The 20,673-nt window shown below is 40.4% G+C and carries 19 protein-coding genes; 14 read left to right on the top strand and 5 right to left on the bottom strand.

Annotated elements, in window-relative coordinates:
• Positions 1-28: 28 nt before the first annotated feature.
• A complete protein-coding gene (locus ORQ98_RS03560) occupies positions 29-478 on the bottom strand; it encodes a universal stress protein (protein ID WP_274687411.1) in 450 nt (149 codons plus the stop codon).
• Positions 479-797: 319 nt separating this feature from the next.
• Here ORQ98_RS03560 and ORQ98_RS03555 point away from each other — a divergent pair, with 319 nt between their 5' ends.
• Positions 798-1,778, top strand: a complete 981-nt coding sequence (locus tag ORQ98_RS03555; RefSeq protein ID WP_274687410.1) for a retention module-containing protein — start codon at positions 798-800, stop codon at positions 1,776-1,778.
• Positions 1,779-1,798: 20 nt separating this feature from the next.
• Here the strand turns inward: ORQ98_RS03555 and ORQ98_RS03550 are convergent, their stop codons facing one another.
• Positions 1,799-3,469 carry an amidohydrolase gene (locus tag ORQ98_RS03550; protein ID WP_274687409.1) on the bottom strand — a complete coding sequence of 557 codons (1,671 nt, stop codon included), beginning with the start codon at positions 3,467-3,469 and terminating at the stop codon, positions 1,799-1,801.
• 165 nt (positions 3,470-3,634) lie between these two features.
• On the opposite strand from ORQ98_RS03550, the gene ORQ98_RS03545 reads away from it, so the two are divergent.
• The 4 genes from ORQ98_RS03545 to ORQ98_RS03530 all read left to right on the top strand — a co-directional run bounded on the left by ORQ98_RS03545 (position 3,635) and on the right by ORQ98_RS03530 (position 6,805).
• On the top strand, positions 3,635-4,945 hold the full coding sequence (locus ORQ98_RS03545) for a M20/M25/M40 family metallo-hydrolase (RefSeq protein WP_274687408.1): 1,311 nt from the start codon (positions 3,635-3,637) through the stop codon (positions 4,943-4,945).
• A 233-nt stretch (positions 4,946-5,178) separates the two neighbouring features.
• A complete protein-coding gene (locus ORQ98_RS03540) occupies positions 5,179-5,682 on the top strand; it encodes a hypothetical protein (RefSeq protein WP_274687407.1) in 504 nt (167 codons plus the stop codon).
• Positions 5,683-5,830: 148 nt separating this feature from the next.
• Complete coding sequence (locus ORQ98_RS03535) at positions 5,831-6,361, top strand: DUF805 domain-containing protein (protein WP_274687406.1); 531 nt, start codon at positions 5,831-5,833, stop codon at positions 6,359-6,361.
• A gap of 24 nt (positions 6,362-6,385) precedes the next feature.
• Positions 6,386-6,805, top strand: a complete 420-nt coding sequence (locus ORQ98_RS03530; protein WP_274687405.1) for a ClpX C4-type zinc finger protein — start codon at positions 6,386-6,388, stop codon at positions 6,803-6,805.
• 59 nt (positions 6,806-6,864) lie between these two features.
• On the opposite strand, the gene ORQ98_RS03525 is transcribed toward ORQ98_RS03530, so the two are convergent.
• A complete protein-coding gene (locus ORQ98_RS03525; protein WP_274687404.1) occupies positions 6,865-7,434 on the bottom strand; it encodes a hypothetical protein in 570 nt (189 codons plus the stop codon).
• A gap of 452 nt (positions 7,435-7,886) precedes the next feature.
• Between ORQ98_RS03525 and yidD the strand changes: the two genes are divergently transcribed.
• Complete coding sequence (gene yidD, locus ORQ98_RS03520; RefSeq protein ID WP_274687403.1) at positions 7,887-8,177, top strand: membrane protein insertion efficiency factor YidD; 291 nt, start codon at positions 7,887-7,889, stop codon at positions 8,175-8,177.
• 67 nt (positions 8,178-8,244) lie between these two features.
• On the opposite strand, the gene ORQ98_RS03515 is transcribed toward yidD, so the two are convergent.
• A complete protein-coding gene (locus ORQ98_RS03515) occupies positions 8,245-9,237 on the bottom strand; it encodes a GlxA family transcriptional regulator (RefSeq protein ID WP_274687402.1) in 993 nt (330 codons plus the stop codon).
• 287 nt (positions 9,238-9,524) lie between these two features.
• On the opposite strand from ORQ98_RS03515, the gene ORQ98_RS03510 reads away from it, so the two are divergent.
• The 7 genes from ORQ98_RS03510 to ORQ98_RS03480 all read left to right on the top strand — a co-directional run bounded on the left by ORQ98_RS03510 (position 9,525) and on the right by ORQ98_RS03480 (position 19,313).
• On the top strand, positions 9,525-11,369 hold the full coding sequence (locus ORQ98_RS03510) for a beta-ketoacyl synthase (RefSeq protein ID WP_274687401.1): 1,845 nt from the start codon (positions 9,525-9,527) through the stop codon (positions 11,367-11,369).
• A 175-nt stretch (positions 11,370-11,544) separates the two neighbouring features.
• Positions 11,545-12,036, top strand: a complete 492-nt coding sequence (locus tag ORQ98_RS03505) for a protein-tyrosine phosphatase family protein (RefSeq protein ID WP_274687400.1) — start codon at positions 11,545-11,547, stop codon at positions 12,034-12,036.
• 141 nt (positions 12,037-12,177) lie between these two features.
• Positions 12,178-12,414, top strand: a complete 237-nt coding sequence (locus ORQ98_RS03500) for a hypothetical protein (protein ID WP_274687399.1) — start codon at positions 12,178-12,180, stop codon at positions 12,412-12,414.
• 610 nt (positions 12,415-13,024) lie between these two features.
• Positions 13,025-15,511, top strand: coding sequence for a hypothetical protein (locus tag ORQ98_RS03495; RefSeq protein WP_274687398.1), 2,487 nt, complete (start codon positions 13,025-13,027; stop codon positions 15,509-15,511).
• 91 nt (positions 15,512-15,602) lie between these two features.
• Positions 15,603-18,422, top strand: coding sequence for an RHS repeat domain-containing protein (locus tag ORQ98_RS03490; RefSeq protein WP_274687397.1), 2,820 nt, complete (start codon positions 15,603-15,605; stop codon positions 18,420-18,422).
• Between the two features lie 37 nt (positions 18,423-18,459).
• On the top strand, positions 18,460-18,939 hold the full coding sequence (locus tag ORQ98_RS03485) for a hypothetical protein (RefSeq protein ID WP_274687396.1): 480 nt from the start codon (positions 18,460-18,462) through the stop codon (positions 18,937-18,939).
• Between the two features lie 107 nt (positions 18,940-19,046).
• Positions 19,047-19,313: a hypothetical protein gene (locus tag ORQ98_RS03480; protein WP_274687395.1), complete on the top strand. Its 267-nt coding sequence runs from the start codon at positions 19,047-19,049 to the stop codon at positions 19,311-19,313.
• 35 nt (positions 19,314-19,348) lie between these two features.
• On the opposite strand, the gene ORQ98_RS03475 is transcribed toward ORQ98_RS03480, so the two are convergent.
• Positions 19,349-19,546: a hypothetical protein gene (locus ORQ98_RS03475; protein WP_274687394.1), complete on the bottom strand. Its 198-nt coding sequence runs from the start codon at positions 19,544-19,546 to the stop codon at positions 19,349-19,351.
• Positions 19,547-20,175: 629 nt separating this feature from the next.
• Here ORQ98_RS03475 and ORQ98_RS03470 point away from each other — a divergent pair.
• The gene (locus ORQ98_RS03470; RefSeq protein ID WP_274687393.1) at positions 20,176-20,592 is read left to right on the top strand and encodes a hypothetical protein; all 417 of its coding nucleotides are present in this window, start codon (positions 20,176-20,178) and stop codon (positions 20,590-20,592) included.
• Positions 20,593-20,673 lie beyond the last annotated feature (81 nt).

Here is a 20,673-nt window from a genome sequence, read left to right as displayed (position 1 = left end):
GGGGCGTGCTGAATGACAGGCTTTGCAATTAATGGTGTGTAGTATCTTCTCTCCGTTTGAGCACGGTGACTGGGCAGTGTGCTAAACGGACCACCCGTTCTGCAACTGAACCTAACATGAGTCGTTTAATACCATGGTAGCCATGGGAAGGAATAACAATTAGGCTGGCATTTACTTCTTTAGCGTAAGATACAATTTCTTCACCTGGCTTGCCAGTAAGTAATGTCCAATTCAGCTCTTGCCACTGGTGGTTTTGAATAAATTGCTGGAAGTGCTCCTCTATTTGCTTTGTATGCTCAGCCTCATCCAGCTGTACATAAGCAGTACCACAAGTAATGTAAGTGGTTGGACATTTCACATGAACAAGCGTTACCTGCTTAGGAGAGTTTACTAATTCTAATGCCGTGTTAACTGCACCAACACACTCCTCTGAAAAATCAATGGGAACAATGATTGAGTTAAATGAAAGTAAGCTCATTTGAGGGCTCCGAACGATTTATTGTTGTCCTGCTTTTAGTATCTTTGATCTGTCACAGCAATGAGATGACTTGAATCAACAATTATTTTACAAGAGATATCTGACTTGAATATTTCACTAGTACTCAGTAACTATCCAGCCTAGAACATTACCCTTGTTGTTTATTTAGTGAGATCATATGAATCATTTTTAGGTATAAAAGTATTCGCTGACTACCATTTCTATCGTTGTCGACTAATCTACTGATTAGAAGGTTTGCATATTTAACCTTTTTAGTTTCGTAGTTAGTTATAGTGCTTCATACCAGGTAGAAATAGCAATGGCCACTTCAACTCAAGCAACTAAAACAGCAATTGGTTTTGTGAAAAAGTCTTATGGCGAGGTATATGCTTATGATGCAAGTGGGCAGCAACGAATTTTAAAGCCTGGCAAGGAGGTTTATGGGTTTGATACCATTAAAACTTACTCTGGGTTTATTATGGTAGAGTTTGTTGATGGTAGTTGGATGGATATGGGAGCCTATGACCAAATGACTTTTAATGAAAGTCTATTCGGTAAGAAGGCACTAACTGCCTTAATGAACATTGAACCAGATGATGTAGCACTTATTCAAGAGGCATTAGTTGCAGGTAAAGACCCTACCGACATTGCCCAACCTACAGCAGCCGGCCCTGAAACAGAAGGCGCGATTGAAGATTTGGGTTCTACTCCTCCAATTGTTGGGCGTGAGCCTCAAACAACTTTATCAGAAGCGGTTTTACCATCAATTACCACCACGGGAATACAGCAGAGGGAGAGCCTGTCGCGCACAATTTCAGAAATTGAAGTAGACGAGCCTGATAAAGCAATTGTTGTAACCTCAACGCCGGTTAGCATCATTGGGACGGCAGCGGATGATATTATTTTTGGTACACCTGGTGATGACTTAATTGAAGCGGGTCCAGGTAATGACACGATCACTGGTAATAGCGGGGCTGATGGTTTTATTTTGAGCCCAGGAGATGATGGTACAGCCATAGCGCCTGTGATTGATACAATTACTGATTTTAATCGAGGTGAAGGCGATTTTTTAAATGTTAGTGATTTATTAATAGGAGAAGATGCCAGCAATTTAGATCAGTTCTTACAACTTAATTTTGCTGGAGGTAGCACACTAATTAATATCAGCCCTGATGGCTCTGGAGCTGTCACACAACAGGTGTTGCTGGGCGGCGTTGATTTATCTGTTGATTTTGGTACAGCTGATTCAGCCACCATCGTTACCAATTTGCTTGATGAAGGGAGTGTGGTAATTACCTGATTACCACACTCTCGCTGTAGCTATTGTTTTGCCAGCTGTGTAGTTGGTTGTTGGTAAACTGGTTTTCCTGCCACCCAGGTTGCAGTCACTTGAATTCGCCAAAGTGATTGCTTATCTACGGTGAAAGGATCTTGATCTAATAAAACAAAGTCAGCCCAATGTCCTGGGCGTAAATTACCTAATTTATTTTCCTGATGGGCTGCGTAAGCAGCATTATAGGTAAACAACTTAAGTGCTTCTGCCACCGTTAACTTTTCTTCAGGGTACCAGCCTTTTTGGGGATGGTTATTATGATCTTGGCGAGTAACAGCGGCATGGACACCATAAAAGGGGTTTGCTGGCTCGACTGGAAAGTCAGAGCCACCTGCAATACGAGCATTATGATTAATCAGTTTACGCCATGCATAGGCACCTTTAATCCGCTGTGGTCCCAAACGATCTTCTGCCATGTTTTTATCACTGGTTGCATGGATAGGTTGCATGGAAGGAATGATATTGAGTTGGGCAAAACGGGGAATATCGTTAAGTTGAATGACTTGTGAGTGTTCTATGCGATGCCTAAAGACTTGTTTTGAGGCTAGCTGATTAAGTTGCTGAAAAATATTCAATGCTTCACTGTTACCGCGGTCACCAATGGCATGAATATTTACCTGAAAGCCTTGGCTTTGTGCTTGTTTTGCTAATTGCAATAACTGTTTGGGTGGATAAAGCAGTAAACCCTTATGGTTGTGCTTGTCGCTATAGCTGTCGTGTAACGCAGCGCCACGACTACCCAAAGCACCGTCAAAAAATAACTTGACACTACGAATGGTTAAGTAGTCGTTGGCAGTTACAAACGGGCCTGCTTTAAGCAATTGACTAAAGTTCTTGTCGCTGCCAGAGAGCATGGCATATACCCGGATGGGGAGCTGTGCTTGATTAGCCAGAGTTTTATAGGCGGCAACTGTCTGACTATTGATCCCAGCATCATGGACACTGGTTAAGCCTAATTCAGCTAAGCGGCTCAATGCTTTCGGCAGCAGCGTTAATTCTTCCTGCAACGAAATTTCAGGGATATGCTGACTAATAAGTTCCATTGCATTATCAATAAAAGTACCAGTAGGGTTGCCCTTGCTATCGCGAATAATTTGGCCACCCTCTGGGTCAGGTGTTGTACGACTAATACCGGCTATTTGCATTGCTTTAGAATTGGCCCAGCCAGCATGACCATCAACCCGTCTTAACCAAACAGGACGATCCTTAATTTGTTTATCGAGCATAGCGGCTGTTGGGAATTGCTTACCTGGCCAAAGCACTTGGTTCCAGCCACGTCCTTGCAACCATTTTAGTTTTGGATGGCGGTCACGATAAGCAACCACTCGTTTAACTGAGTCGGCTGCTGAGGCTGAATTGCGTAAATGAATTTGTAGCTTTGCTAAAGCGTATCCTTTGATATGACCGTGAGCATCAATTAATCCAGGTAGCATAGTCTTGCCTTGACCATCTAGTCGTTTACCTTGAAAACTGGAGGGAATAGCTGCTGAAGCTTTATAAATGTTTTTGATTCTGCCAGCGTTAATGTGAATGGCTTTGAAGGATTGCCATTGGTCTTTTTCCAATAAATAGCCATTAAGGTTGTAAATAAGTAATTCCTCAGCTTGAGAGGAATAAGCCCAGAAAAGGGTGGCAATAAGCAGAAGTGTTTTAGGCATAATTTTTTTCATTATTGTTAGTTAGTATAAGGCAGCTGACAATAGCCCTAAAAATAAAGTGATACAGACTCACAGTAAAGGATATATAAAAAGCAAAAGTTAATTGCAGTTATATTAAAGCATCCATAAAATCAACTAATCATTAATAATTAGTAAGGATGCAACATGATTAAGTTAAGGACGGTAGTACTTGCGTCAAGTGTGATTGCAACTTGTTTTGCTCAAATCACTCTGGCACAAGAGAGTAACATAGAGCATAAATGGATCACATTAGGTAAAGATGCGGCACTCAAAATAGAGCAATTAGTACCAGGGTTATTGTCTGAAAGAAAAGTTATCAAGCAGCCAGTTATCAGTAATGAAGTAAGTGATAACGATAGTATATCGCCTGATAAACAAAAAACAATAGTCGTCAGATCAATCAACAGCAAGCGTATTGAACTGTTATCAGTTTATATGCACCGACTATTTAACCGCTGTGGTGGGTTTATGGTACATTCAAGTTATCAGTCAGCTCAGAAATTTTTAAACCAAACCCATCATTATTTAACTCGAGCAAAACATCGTGCAGCCAGTGATATTGCTGAGGCTGTTTACTCAATTAATCAACGGCAGTTAGTAGCTCAACTATTGCCACAAATAACGGAGTCGAAAATCAGGCGTACGATTGCTAAGCTGTCAGCCTACCAAAACCGTTACTATTTAAGTGAAACCGGAGTACATGCCGCTAAGTTTATCAAGCGACAGTGGGCGCATTTAGCGCGAAACCGAGATGATGTACAGGTTAACTTGTTTAACCATGACTCGTACCCTCAGTCATCGGTGATTATGACGATACCAGGTAAGACCAAGCCTGATGAAATTATAGTAGTCGGTGGCCACTTAGATTCAATTAATGGTGGAGATCCTCGACTCACCGCATTAGCCCCAGGTGCTGATGATAATGCTTCTGGCATTGCTACTATTACTGAAATTATTCGAGTGTTATTAAAAAATGACTTTTATCCTGAGCGTACTATCCAGTTTATGGGGTATGCAGCCGAGGAAATTGGCTTATTAGGTTCTTCAGACATTGCTGCACAATACCGAGAGGCGAATAAAAAGATTGTAGGTGTAGTACAGTTTGATATGACTAACTACCAAGGAAGTGCCAATGATATTGTGCTAATGGAAGATTATACCGACCCAACACAAAATCAGTTTTTAGCCCGCTTAGCCAGAACTTATTTACCTGAAATGCAAATTGGTTATTCCAAGTGTGGTTATGGCTGTTCAGATCATGCCTCTTGGACAGCCAATGGTTATCCTGCTTCTTTCCCTTTTGAAGCGACTATGGATAAGTTGAATCAGAAAATACATTCAACAGAAGACACCATAGATCAATCGGGTGGTCATGCATTACATGCGCTTAAATTTGCCAAACTAGGCATCGCTTATGTAGTGGAAGTTGCTATACCCTTCTCGAATGATTTTTAGGCTTTGTTGTCGTCGCTGACTGCCATGGATGGTGGGAATGCAGTTTAAGCAGGAGCATTTAACTGCCTTCACCCCAACTCATTTATAGAAACATAAACTCATGGGGCTTCATCGCTCGACGGCCGCGACTAAAAACCCTACGCTTTGGGTAAAAATCAGAGCTGCGTTTATAGTTGTTAGAAGAAGCTAAAAAACAGGGGAATATAAAGGATATACTGACGTAAGGAGATCCGATGAAAATAAAAGGGTTATTTAAATCATTAGTGGTTATTAGTCTTAGTTGTCAATTAAGTTGGGCAGCAGATTTACATGAAGAAATTACCTGTGGGCTGGTAGATAAAACTCCAGAGCCACTTAAGTCGCTTCACAACAACTTGGCCGGTCAACTCAATTATTCAGGTGCATTGCACCGAGTTATGAATTATGTTTTCACCCCATTACCTGAGCAAGGATACGACGTTGATAATTTTTTATCCTACTTAAAGGTATTATATGAAGACAGTTTAGGGGTAGCTGTTACGCCTCGAGAGTTAGACTTACTGTTGTGCACTTTTTTGAGTAAGTCGACTATTGCACTATATCCAAATCATAGTGAAGCTGGCCTGGAAAGTTTTTCACCAGAGCAGTACTACTTATTCTACTTAAAGCTGAATATTCTAGATGGCTTTATGGCCCATGGCTGGCTATTGGTAAATAAACAGACAGGGCAAGTAACGTTAACGGCTTTGGATGACTAAAAAACGCTAGCTCAACGTAATTCAAAGAGTATCACAAGGTTTGATTCGGTTTTTCTAGTAGTGAAACGGAGTGATACTCGACGAATGAATAATCATAGACAATACTCAAGTTTATATTGCCTTTATTTGAATAAAAGAGAACTTTGTTATGGTGCAAGACAATATCTACCAAAGCCCTGGTAGTGACTTAAATAAAGAAGGACAAGACGAGATTTATGGTGAACTGAACGTACTAAATGCAAAAGGCAGAATTGGGCGAGTTCGGTTACTTGCATGGGGCATTACGGTAGGCTTGTTATTTGTGGGGCTAACAGCAATAGCTAACGTGTTGTTCACTGCTATTGGAGGTATTGGAACATTTATTGGTGGTGGCTTAACTATTATTTTCTATGTTGCTTTGCTTTACTTTTATGTTATTTATACTATCCAGCGTTGCCATGATATTAACATATCGGGTTGGTTTTCAATTTTGTTTATAGTTATTCCGATTGTATATCTTGCTTTATATTTTATTCCAGGTACTCAAGGCTCAAATAAATATGGCAACCAGCCACCACCAAATTCTCGCAAGGTTATAGTGATTGCACTTGCTTTCCCTATTATTATTGGAATATTAGCGGCGATTTCAATTCCGGCTTATAAAAGTTATGTGGAAAGGGCGCAGCAACAACAATTATGAGGTCGATTAGCCAAAAATGTAAGTATGGTTAGATTTGAGGTTTATATAACTGATAAGCTTTATTCCGAAGCTGATGTGGCATTTGGTGATCAGCTAGAAACAGCTGTCTTCAAATTAGTCGGCGATGAAGGTATTGGCATGGTAATGACTGCTTTTTTACCTACCTCGTATGAGCCAAAAAAATACCTACACTGGGCTTATGAATATTTAGAGGTTGGTGATGAAGTAAGGATTAAGCTAGCCAAAACTGATTCAGCGGAAACAACCCAGATAACCGATCATACTGAACCTGAAAATGAAGAAGCTGAAAGTACTCTTTTTTGTTCACTTTGTGGTAAAGGCAATTTGGAAGTATTAAAAATTATCTGTGGTGAAAAAGGTAATATCTGTGATGAGTGTATAGAGCTTTGCTACAGTATGATTGAGAATGAAAAAAATGAATAAATAGAAAGTAATGGAGTATCAGTTTCTCATGATACCCCTAAAGTAAACCTTATATAAAACTACGACTTTTCGGTTAAACACTGAAACACATACCCCATTAAATATTCATGAATTTCCTTACAGCGTTCGTTTTCAAGGTCGTAAATTGATGACTCTGCTGGAAAGTAAACTTTCCATTGCCCTTGATCTTGGGGGGTTAAGGTTATTTGGGTGTTGGTGGTGGCGAGTTTGACTGGAGTGGTAGAGGCTACTACTGGAATTGCGAATGTATCTCCTATTTGTATGTATAGACCTGCCTGATCTTTGCTTTCAGCCCCTTTGCAACCTGCCAGTAAACAAAACTTAAAGCGAGTTGGAATGAGCCCTAAGGCAACAATGTGTTTAGCAATTTCGTTACCTGGCTGATAAGCTTTATAACCACCGCTGTTGTAGTCGGTAATAAAGTTTTGATTATTGGCATGGCTGAGCAGGGTAATGGGGTGTATTTTATTACCATTATAACTATGAAGGTCTGGGTTTTTCCAATAGCGCTTAGCAACACAGGCTGCATCCATACTAACAATTTGCAAATAATCGTCCAATGCAGAGTCGTTTTTCGATATTTCTATTATTAGGCTTTTTTTTAGCATTTTTTCTTCCTTGAAGGGTGTAATCATTTCCTTTATTTTTCGGTTTTGCTGCAAGTCCTGTTTTATAATTAAAAAATATTAAAGTGAAGTTATATGGAAGTATATAGAGGGGTGGCCGTTATACTAAAGTACATTTTGTTATAGCCTTCTCGAATGACTTTTAGGGTTTGTTGTCATCGCTGACCACCAAGGATGGTGGGAATGCCGTTTAAGCAGGAGCATTTAACTGCCTTCACCCCAATCATTTATTAAATCATAAACTCATGGGCCTCATCGCTCGACGGCCCAGCTAGCGTTTTATATTTCAATTAGTGCTGCTATCGCTAGCTTCACAGTAGTAAGCCAGCTCCCTAAAAGCCACTCGCTTTGGCTATATAATCTGCTCGAATGATTATTAGAGGTGACCTTTTGTATAACTGGTTTTAGTACGAGGTTGGCGATACAATCTACCCATGAAAAAGCTGTTCATGTTACTTATCAGAGCCTACCAGCTCGCAATTAGCCCGCTATTAGGCAGAAACTGTCGGTTTTATCCCAGCTGCTCTAGCTATGCTCTTGAGGCTATAGAACAATACGGTGCAATTAAAGGTTGTTGGTTAGCTGTCAGACGGTTATTGCGTTGTCATCCTTGGCATCCGGGTGGCTATGATCCTGTGCCAGGAACGGTTGATTGCTGTGAACAAGCTGAAACTGATAATAATCAATCTCAAGCGGCGACGAATAATATACACTCCAAAAGCTGAAGTTTTGTAAAGACATCCTCACCACAGCCCTCTCCCAGAGGGAGCTAAATATGTCTTGTACGACACCCTAAGCAAGCGAAAATAATTTCCCTCGTACCTGGTGCCGGTAATCACTTGGGCTTGCCAAGGTATGTTTTTTAAAAGTACGGGCAAAATAACTTTCGTCATTAAACCCTACTGCATCGGAAATTTCTGCAATGGTCAGGTTGGTATGGTTCAGTAACTCCTTGGCTGCTTGAATTCTGATTTTTTGCAAATAACTAGAGGGTGTTTGATGGGTGGCTGCTTTAAAGCGACGGTTAAACGTTCGCAAACTCATTTGTAACTGTTCTGCCAACTGTTGCCAGTCAATCGGTTGGCTGTGGTTGGAGGAAATCCACTGTTGGGCTTCAATGATTGCTTCATCCTGATGGTTTCGCGTATCTTCAAATGAATAGAAAGAGGTTTCATAAGGACGGCGTATTTCCCGAGAAAATTGCTGTTCTACCCGAGTAGCAATTTTTTCACCTAATAGCTTGCTGATTAAGTGCACAGTTAAATCGGCAATAGAGTTGACACTGCCTGCGCAATAAATGCGCTCACTATGGGTGATTAAGTGGTGGCGACATAACTCAATTTTGGGATAGCGGCGACTGAATGCATCAAAATAATACCAGTGAGTGGTGGCTGGCTGATTATCTAGTAAACCTGCCTCTGCTATTAAGGCTACCCCTGTACCAGCTGCACAGATCGTGGCTTGTCGTTGATACTGCTGTTGCAGCCACTTAATCAATGGTTGGTGATTGTGGATAGTTGTATGTGGGTTGCGCCATAAGCCAGGGATGATAATTAAATCGGTTGTTTCAATATCTTTCAGTGAACAGTGGGGAGTAATACTTAACCCACCCGTAATAGCGACTGGTTGGCCATCCCAACTACCCACAATGATTTCCAAGGGGTGGTGGCGGGTTTTATGATAAGCCTGAAAAGTTGCATTGGCCGCATTCAACATTTCCATTGGCAAGGTTAGGCTGGTGCCTAGCATATGCTCAATGGCAATCAGAGTAATTCGCGTGTTCATCACATTACAGATTTTTCGTCAGTGGGTAATGACTGAATAGTCCTAATATTTGGCGAAAATGTCCAGTCTTGTTAGTCAGAACGAAATTACACTGTAGAGAGTGTTGTTAGTGGTGCATCTGGTTCACCTGGATGCCTTTAGAGCGTACGACTCGTTCCAAAACCATTGGCTTAGGAACACTTGAAAATTAGCATGAGCTTTTTCAAGTTAATTCTCAAGTATTCCTTGTTCTTTTTATTAGCCTCCGAAACGCCGTTATAGGTAAATCAACTTTAAGGAGTAATGGTTTGTCTAGACTTCCTGTTATTGTTGGTATGGGTGGTATTAACTCCGCTGGCCGTACCTCGTTACATCATGGTTACAAACGTTTAGTGATTGATCAGCTTGCTCAAGCAGAGGCTGATAGTACCTGGCGAAGCCTGGCCCAGCTGATGGGGATTAATTATGGGGCTGATCAGCAGGACTACATCAAGCAGCACACCTTAATCCGCCAAATAGAGTCTGGTTATTTTGATACAGAACAACTGCCGTATCATCAAGCTGAGCAATTTCAAGCAGGGGCTAGTGTCGTATTGGCAAAACGTAAGCTACCTGTCGATATACCCTCCCACTGGCAGCTAGAAGAGTTTGACGCACGCCATGTAAAAGTCACGTTTACGGATAACCAAGCCTGGTTATTGCCTGCTAGCCGGCAAGCGGCTGTCCGTGCAGCTGGGCAATTACCCAGTGGGTTTCAGCCTGATCAGCTTTATCAATCTCGTAACCATCCGCGGGGCTTACAGTTAACGGTCTATGGGGCTTCTGATGCATTAGGCTCAATGGGTGTTGATTGGCAACAGGTTATGCAACAGGTGAAGCCTGATCAAGTTGCTGTATATGCTGGTAGTGGGATGAGTCAGCTCGATTACAACGGCAATGGGGGCATGTTAAAAGCCCAGTTGTTGGGCAAGCGGGTAACATCTAAGCAATGTCCTTTAGGCATGGCGGAAATGCCAGCGGATTTTATCAATGCTTACTTGCTGGGGAGTGTCGGTAATACCGGTACCAGCATGGGTGCTTGTGCCACTTTCTTATATAACCTGAAAAATGGTATCGACGACATTCGTAGTGGTCGCTGTCGAGTCGCCATTGTCGGTAATGCGGAGGCCCCTTTATTACCTGAAGTATTTGATGGCTATGGCACAATGGGTGCTTTGGCAACAGACAACGAGTTGCGGGCATTAGATCAACTGGCAGCAGATCAGCCTCTGAATTATCAGCGTGCCTGTCGCCCATTTGGTGAAAACTGTGGTTTTACCCTTGCTGAATCAGCTCAATTTGTCGTGCTATTCGATGATGAGTTGGCGTTAGAGCTAGGGGCCAATGTACTGGGTGCTGTAGGTGATGTCTTTGTTAATGCTGATGGCTTTAAAAAATCTATTTCTGGCCCTGGCGTGGGTAATTATTTAACCATGGCTAAAGCCATGGCCTCTGCCCGTGCGGTGTTAGGTGAAGAAGCGCTGCGGTTAAGAAGTTTTGTTCAGGCCCATGGCACCGGTACCCCGCAGAACCGAGTAACAGAGTCGCATATTTTGGATAAAGCCGCTGAAGTCTTTGGTCTTACTGATTGGCCAATTACTGCTGTAAAAGCTTTTGTTGGGCACTCTATTGGCGCAGCCGCTGGGGACCAGTTAGCAAGCACCTTGGGTGTTTGGCAGTATGGTGTATTGCCAGGTATTACCACGATTGATAAGCCAGCAGCTGATGTATATCAAACCCATTTAAAAATAAATACCCAGCATCAAACCGTGGATAAAACTGCACTGGATATTGCATTGCTGAATGCGAAAGGGTTTGGCGGAAATAATGCAACAGCATTTATTATCGCACCACACATCACTCAGCAAATGCTACAGAAAAAGCACGGTAAATCAGTCTATCAGCATTATTTAAAATCTAATGAGCAAGTGCAAGCCAATGTTGAAGCATACGACCAACGTTGTATTGCTAATCAACAACAACCTATTTACCAGTTTGGTGAAGGGGTGATTGAAGGTGAAAATATTCAGTTTGAACCCCAAGCAATCCGCCTGCCAGGGTTTGAGCACGAAGTTTCCCTGGATTTAGAGAACCCTTATCCCGATATGGTGTAATTTGTACCCAAGCCTGTTTATCAAATTTCTGAACTTTCTGGCGTTACATTTTGCTCCATTTTCTTCGAATCTTGGAACCCCCAAGGCTTGTCAGAAAATAAAGCAAACTGTTTAGCCAGGATGCCCAGAACCTTTGATATCTGATGACGTATTCGGGCTGGTGAGGACAGAATTTATGATTCCACAAGTATTTGAAGTAACGGCAATAGGCAAGGGGGCTATATTTGTCATGCCAAAGCCATCATCAATGTGGCTGAGCGATGACATCAATTATTTGTTCGGGCTTGGCATTACCAAGGTTGTGTCGTTGTTAGAAGTTCATGAAGCGTTTGAGCTTGGATTGGAAAAGGAAGAGCAAGAGCTGCAAAAACATGGCATTGAATACCTAAACTTTCCCATTCAAGATAGAGGGCTACCAAAGCTGGCTCCATTTACAGAATTAGTGGAATCCTTATATAAAGATATCTGTGATGGTCATAATTTAGCGATTCATTGCCGGGTAGGTATAGGTAGAACCGGTACTTTGGCTAGCTGTATTTTGATTAAAGATAAATATGATGCCCAAACAGCTATTGATATGGTCTCAGCTGCTCGAGGTGTTGGTATACCAGATACTCAAGAGCAATATGATTTAATATGTAATTATGAGAAGGGGTATTTTACCTAATAAGTAAATAAACCAGATATTTGGTGACTATGGTTATTAGCGCATTATGCTAAATCCAGTTGAGAATTTTGGATGCTTCAGACTGGAGTACGGTGTTAAATACTAAAGTTATCTTGAAAAAGGGATAATGTCAGGAAAATAATGTCGCTTAGCAATACTGAGAAAGAAATGGTATGGGTAGAGGCCTGGAACGACTTATATGATTTAATTGAAAAATATCCAGGTGGGTATATTTTGCTACCTGACTATATTGAAACTAACAAGGAGAGTGCTGAAGGCTGGATACAAAATGCTGCTTACGAAAGTAATCGAATTGTATTCAACATTGAGTATTTTAAAGGTAAGAAATCAATATTTATAAACAAGACAGAAGCATAAGTATTTAATAAGTTTTGAACCACACATTTAAATACCTTTAAGCTCAATACTACCTAATCCTATGACGATGCGTTAGTCCGCTTTTTACTCCTACATTAGTGATGTCTCGAACTTGTTCCTCATCCGCTGTCATTGCGACAAAAAAATCTGACCTGGAATCCAGAGGAGCAGAAAAAAGCACTCATCCTCCCCCCTACGGGTTTTGCGTCATAAGTGTTTTGTGCAATTGAAAATGGTGCAGTAATGAGGCGCTAGCCTCTGCAGTATAAAGACTATGGGAGTAGGTAAGGCTTTTCATAAAGTGCAAGAAACTGAAATAGGGGGCAATGAAATGAAACTATTGGCAGTGCGAATAGCTGTTCTCACTAATATTGATATTTTGAATGATCAGGGTACGTGATAATGCACTAAAGAAAAATAAATTTAGTCAATTTTACTGCTAATTTTTTATACGTATTTATCGAGCAAAAATAACTTGCGCTAATCGTGGTTTGGCTTGCTTATCATTAAGTTTGATAAACGCGAATTAAATTTGATATTGATCTCGATTTGAGTAAAACTTGTGCAGCTTTTTTATAGCCCCTATTTTTGTTGTAATCAAGGTGATTGAATGATTTCTGTTTCACGGCTATCAGCTTTATCTGTATTGTTATCTATATCGTTATCATCATATGCCCAAGAATATATGTGGAAAGTTAATGGAACATATCAGGGGGAGTGGTCTTCTCTAAATGCAGCTTGTGATGCTCAGGAAAATTGGTATCTTGAAACAATAGAAAAAGAGCATGTTCGCTTACCACATTTACCTAAGGATAAATATAGACGAAAAGAAGAGAAAATAACTTACCAAAGTAGCAGTATTACATTAGGTAATTGTTACTTTGATTTCTATTCTAATTACCAATGGCATATTAATCAATCAACTCAATATTACTTGGAAGGAGATAGTTGCCCTTTCCCGAAAATATTCAGTGCTAAAGCTGGTGCATGTATTAATAAAAATGCACAACCACAAAGCTGTGAGATACTAAAAGGAAACCCAGTTAATATTGCTACTGGTAGTAAAGTTCAATGGTTTAGTGATTTAAGCTTACCAAGCATTACTATTAATCGCCTGTATTTTCAGTCAGGTACTAACGGGACGTGGCGCTTTAATTTTCAACGTAAATTAGACACTATTCAATACTTTGAGCAGTCTATTGTCCAGCTAACCCGTGACAATGGCCAGGAAGTCATTTTATATCAAAAAGATGGTGTATGGCAGGATGATGATGCCAGTGGTTACCAAGTTAAAGCATTCGATGACCGAGGGCAATATCAGTTATTAACACCTTCAAATGCTACAGAGACATACAATAATCAAGGTCGTTTAATTAAAGTTGAGTCTCCCTCACAGCAGGCAATCGAATTGGCTTATGAGGATAAGAAGATAGTTATTAGTCAAGGCAATTTATTAGTTAATTATCATTTAACTGATGATCAGAAAATTACCCGTATTGAAAGCGGTAGTTTAGTACGTAACTATCAATACGATGAGCAAGGCCGACTAATTGGTACTGATTTTAATGCTAAATATAAGGAAACCTACCATTATGAGAATGAACAGTACCCTACCTTATTAACGGGCATTACCAATGCTAACAACCAACGCTATGCTACTTGGCAATATGATGAAAAGGGCCGTGCTACAGTTAGTAAACACGCGGGTGAGGTAGATAAAGTTACGTTTAGCTACCCTGATGAAAATTCAACGACAGTTACCAATCCTCTCGGTAAGAAAACCACGTATCGTTTTGAGGAAATAAATGGTTTCCGTAAAGTGAAATCCGTTGAAGGCCATGCCTCTGCTAATTGCTTAGCAGCCAATAAAGACTACGAATATTTTGATAATGGCTTACTAAAATCTAAAACTGACTGGCAAGGGGTAAAAACCACTTACCAATATAATGACCGTGGTTTAGTGACTGAAAAAACAGAAGCGGCAGGTACGCCACAAGTTCGCACAATAACAACTCAGTGGCACAATCAATTCTCTTTACCCATACAGGTTACTGAACCAGATAAACTCACTACTTATCAATACACAGAAGCTGGGCAATTACAATCAGTTACAGAAACTGGCTCAGCAAGTGCAAGTACTTCTAATGGGATGGGTAACTATGGTGGAATATCAAGTCAACAGGGAGAAACATCAGCAACCAATACTGATGGTGATAGAGTAACTGATGATGAAGCTACCTCAGCAAATAACTCTAAAATTGACACAGATAATGATGGTTTTACCAATGCGCAAGAACTAGTATTGGGTAGAAATCCTAATAAAAAAGAAGAAGAGCTAACTCATTTATTGGCTGATTCTTTAAAGGATTGGCCATCAGAGGGGCAACAGGGTTCCCAACACTGGCATTATGGTTATTTTGACTATGCGCAAGACGAAGATAAAAACTATCAAACTTCTGAATTTACTTCACTAAGTACCAAATATTGGACAGAAGAAAAATGGGATTTAGCAAATGGTACTTCTCCATGGTTGGAAGTTGGAAAAGAAATTGTTCACCCAAGTGGCCCTCACTCTGGCTCAAACCAGGTAATTGAACATTGGCCTGTTAAACGTTGGGTAAGCCCATATAATGGTACAGTTGAAGTAAGTTGGCTAATACAAAGACACTCAAATACACAAGGTAATGGTTTTACCGGAAAGTTTTATATTAATGGTAAACTATACGATCAAAAGCTTATTTCTCCAACAGGCGATGCGAGTAGCACCAGAAAACTACAGGTAGTCATTAATAAAAATGATATTTTAGACTTTGCTGTTAGCCCTGAAGGGTTTGATGGCAGCCATAATATTAATTATGACGGCGCTAAGTTGCATATCATCATCAATGCTTTATCTGCTAATTTAGTTGCTAAAGAAAATCCTGAAAAACTAGAAATAGAGTATTTCCATAGTTTTATTCTGCTTCGCACGGGTCACCAGGAGTCTGTCGAGTTTACCAATAACTGTAACAGTTTAAGTGAAAAGCCTGAGTATAAAGCATCAAGAATGGTGAGAAATACTACGGGATGGACCTGCATGGTGACTAAAGCCCAATAAAGTCAGGCGATCATTAAAACCCAAATAATTTTTAATAGGCAGTATTAGCTGCCTCATTACAGATTTTTATTGAATTTTGAGTAGTAATATTATGCAGTTTAAACAGACTTTATTAGCCGGGGCATTATCGTTATTTATTTCCCCGTTAGCACTATCAGGTGCAAGCAGTACCACCAGTTACCAATACGACAACCAAGGCAATGTCACCCAAATTGATGGCCCGCGTACCGATGTTCAAGACATTACCCAATTTAGCTACAACGACAAAGGGCAGTTAACCGAAGTTGTTAATGCACTGGGGCATTCCACACAATTATCCAACCACAATGCCTTTGGTAATCCCCAACAAATTACCGATGCGAATGGTACGGTGACTAACCTGTCGTATGATCAGCTAGGTCAATTAACTCAATCCACTATTAAAAGTGCATCTGGTGATGTCACTACGCGCTTTGAATACGATGCCATTGGCCAAGTGACGGCGGTTTATTTACCCAATGGTAGTGAATTGCATTATGAATATGATGGAGCGAAACGTTTAACGGCTATTCAAAATGGCTTAGGCGAACGCATTGAGTATCAGCACGATAATGCGGGGAATATTACCAAGCAGGTCGTTAAATCTTCGACCGGTGCAGTAGTGAGTCAGTTTAGCCAGGCTTATGATGAAATGAGCCGACTATTAAAAACCGTGGGCGCTAATGGTCAAACCAGCCGGTTTGAATACGATAAAAACAGTAATACAACAGGTGCTACTAACCCCCGTAATTATAAAAGCGGTAATGCATATGATGCGTTAAATCGGTTAGTCACTAGCACTGATGCTTTAAACCAAAGCACGCAATTTAAATATGATTCGCAAGATAATTTAACCCAAGTCACTGATCCGCGAGGGGTAACTACGACCTATGTTTATAATGGTTTAGGCCAACTAGTTAAGGAAGTTAGCCCAAGCGGTGGTACAACACATTATTTACATGATGCGGCGGGTAATTTAACGGAAAAAACCGATGGCCGAGGCCGTATTACTCGTTATCGCTATGATGCATTGAACCGGCTAACCCTGCGTATTTATCCATCTACACCCACATTAAATGTCACTTATCTTTATGATGACACCAGCGATGGCAGCAAGGGCATTGGCCGCTTAACTGGCATTCAGGATCAGTCAGGCTTAATTGCTTACCATTACGATGACCGTGGCAATGTCACCAAAACCATGCGCTCGGTTAGCTTGAATGATAAGGATCAATTTTTTGGTGTGGCCTATGGCTACAACTTGGCTAACCAGTTGACTCGTATTCAATACCCCTCTGGTTTAACCATCAGCTACCAGCGCAACAGCAATGGTCAGGTTAACCAAGTCACAGGTCAATTTAAGGGGAGTGATCAGGTCATTAATTTAGCCAACACTATTGGCTATGTGCCGTTTGGCCCTGTACAACAACTGACGTGGGGTAATGGTAAAACTTTAAACCGCCAATATGATCAGGACTTACAGTTAATTCAGCAAACGGTACAAGGGATTCAAGAGCTGAATTACCAGTATGACCCTAACGGAAACATTACCGGTATTGATAACTTATTAGCCCAGCAAAACAACAGCTCATATGATTATGATGCGTTAGACCGCTTAATCGAAGAGCAAGCCCAAGCCAACTACGGTCGTAAAACCTATGAATATGACCCTGTAGGCAACCGCACCAAGCGTACAACCGAAAAAGCCGGTAAAACTGAAACCCAACAATTAATTTATGCTAGCAACAGTAACCAAGTAGTCCGTCGTGATGAAGGGCCTTTTACCTATGATGGTATGGGTAATATGACGCGCAATGGGCAAGGACTTAGCTTTAAATATGATGGCAAAGGGCGTTTAAAAGCGGTTATTAAAGGTGGTACTACCCAAGCCAAATACCGTTATAACGCGATTGGCGAGCGGCTTGTTAAAGAGCTTGGTAGCCAAACCGTTATTTACAGCTACGACCAAAATGGGCAACTGTTAGAAGAAGCTTATTACAACGCTAGCAACAAGCCATTCTACACCCGTAACTATGCGTGGTTAGGTACTCAACCGATAACCATGTTAGAGCAATGGCTAAACGACAAAGGCCAAAGCACTAAACAGCAAGTTGCGTATATCCACAGTGATCATCTTAACACTCCGAAGGTTGCTACCAATAAAGCAGGCCAGGCTGTTTGGCAATGGCAATCAGATGCGTTTGGAGTTGGCTTAGCGAATGAAGATGTGGATGGTGATGGCCAGAAGGTGGTTATTGCACTGCGCTTTCCTGGGCAAGTTTATGATGTTGAGTCAGGTTTGCACTACAACTACTTTAGGGATTATGACCCTAACTTAGGGCGGTATATTCAGAGTGATCCGATTGGGTTAGCTGGTGGGTTGAATACTTATGCTTATGTAGAAAGTAACCCTTTAAATTATATAGATCGATTTGGCCTGGAGTCTGCCACAGCGGATTCAACTTGGTGGAGTGAAGGTGGTGGTAGTAGAATTAAGCCTTGGGGCTACGCAAAAATAATTCCATTATTGAGGAACCCTCTTACTCTAGGGGTTATATGTTTAGCGTGGTCTGATCCTATTGGAGATAGGAGCGCGGAACTGTATCCTAATGGAATACCACTGACTCCTGTGACTACTCCACCAATGTATGATGAGGATGGTACTGTTCAGGAGGAGTATGATTCATTAGATGCTGCTGTTGGTAGTGTAAATCCATTAGATGAAGTGGAGTATGAAGGGAAAACAAAAGACCCTGGCCTGAGAGAGCAAGGCTTTACAGAAAAGTGGTCTGGTGTAGACTCTGATGGAGAGATTCAAACTGCATTTAAGAATCCCAAGACTGGAAAATGGACTGGAGGACATCGTTCATCACAAAATGATAAGTATTGGTAGTAGAGGAATTAATAATTTATAAAAAACTATGGTTAGCATGAAAAAAGTAATACAAGTAACGCAAAAAATCCGTGCAAATGAATATAACTCTCTATCAGAAGCAACTGCTGCTTCTGATAGAGAGAGTATTGATAAAAATAAAGCTAGTCTTATAAATGGTAAGGTTGTTGTTAACTACCAATTTGATGGACTAAATCTAATTTTGGAATTTAATAATGGTAACTATTTAAAAGTTTTTGCTGGTATAAATTCAGTTGAGTGGGATGTTTTACTTACGAAGCCAACTATAAGTGACTTAAACCTTCAAAGTAACATTTCTTTTGAGTTTCCATCAGGGGATCAGGTTTTTTGGAATTGGAAAGCTATATTTAATAGTTTCATTGGCAAACAAGTAGCAATTTCTCCTAGTGATCAGTTTTTATTTATTTTTTCACGAGGAGGAAAAGAATATATCTTTAATCATTTAGTAAATAAAAATGATCCCGATGATCATTACTTATATATTGGTGAAGTTTAAGTCAAGCCTTCTACAAATTGTCCCTGGATCTCATAACCCCTTTCAAGGCCCTGGCATCCGTTTTGAACTAGGCGCTAAACCAGTATTTAATCCAGGTAGCTAATACTATGAAATTACATCGATTTTGGTTTCGTTTTGATTTTAAACTAGATGATGGTTCTCCTCCTGGTTTATTAATGGGGTGTGGAGTTACTGCATATAATTATGATGATGCTCTGGAACTCCTTAAAAGCAAAGTATTCAAGGATATAGTGCCTCCACCTAAATCGGTAGAAGAGGATGTAGATGTATCTACTTTAGATACTGGACACGTTTTACCTAATATGGGTAATGTGACTGTCCGTGGGATTTGGTTTCCGCTAGGGTATGAGTAATAGAAAAACTCTATTAAACAAAATTTTCCTATTAGCTAGTACTCTACTGTAGTACACTGAATTACCATCATACTTTTAACCAAATTATTGTTCATACAGTTTGATGGTAAATTTATCGGATAAGCCCCTGTTAAATCAGCGGGCTTATCCGCACTACTGAACATCGACAACCCATCCATCACTCGCAAAACATTAAGCGGTTCCCGCCCCTCAAATGCGTTTTTTTTGTGCACAATCCTGCTTTGCCAGCATGTTTGTTATGGTGGATAGAGGAGTAAATATAATACCACTCTATGGAAATAGCACCCGCCGTTTTGGTAGGGTAGTTGACACCTGCCTTTTCTAAAAGGCATTTAAACTAAAATACCAAGGAGGCTTGGATGGTTACTTTAAATGCAAGCACTCCCTTTCAGCTTGTCCCAAACCCTTACCATATCGTCCCTAATCTCTTCGAATATAACCGCGCTAAAATCCCTATGGCTTTACATCCTTAAAACAGTAAGATCGAAATAAGTTTATGTATGATGCGATGAGTGCCATGTATGGATTTAATTCAAAAGAGATTAGATTAAACATTTAAAATGTTTTTATAGCCTAATACCTTAGATGTAGCGCACCAAATTACTATTATATTTTTTACCAAGTTAATGGCCGGATATTTGTTTGCTCGATAAGAGTGATAAATTATGAGTGTCAAAATTTTATAAATTCTAATTAAGATGGTATCTAATTTGTTCTATTTATTTGTGCCAGATAATATATATACTTGGCGCTTGCCTGAATATTTCATTAGGCTTTAAGATTCTGGCGACACAACCTATTTTCTGTTCTAACAAGCCTCAAATTATAAGAGATAGCGAGTATGATAACATATAAAAATTGGTTAATAGCTGCAGCCGTATTCATTGTATATATACCCTGTGTGTTTGCAGATACTACAAGTGTATTTTGTGCTAATTCAGATGGTTCTCATTGGGAGTGGCTAGAGGATGAACAGGGTAGTCAAGTTGAAATTACCGGGTTTTGGGGAGCAAGTGCTTTACCTGGTTTAAAATATCTCAGGCATTTTAGTGCTTCTGAGATAGAGTACTTGAAAGTTAATGCTCAGTGTCAGGCAAGGTATTCATCAGAATACAGAGCACACCCCGCTGATAATCGCTTCAATGGTTGGTATTTATTTAAGGTGAATAAACCGAATACAACGTTTTACTTTTCTAATGGGAAATATGATATTTATACAGCAAAACAGTTGGAAGCTAATTTTCAACTGAGGGTATGATTAGAGGTGCCCTTAATTATTGTTAAGTTGGCCGTTAAGAGTAAATGATATCCTTAAGTACACCAAGCAGTATCTATCAAT

It is taken from the genome of Spartinivicinus poritis (assembly GCF_028858535.1).
Lineage (GTDB): Bacteria > Pseudomonadota > Gammaproteobacteria > Pseudomonadales > Zooshikellaceae > Spartinivicinus > Spartinivicinus poritis.
Note: the sequence above shows the minus strand (reverse complement) of the source record. Positions and strands in the feature narration are given on the sequence as shown.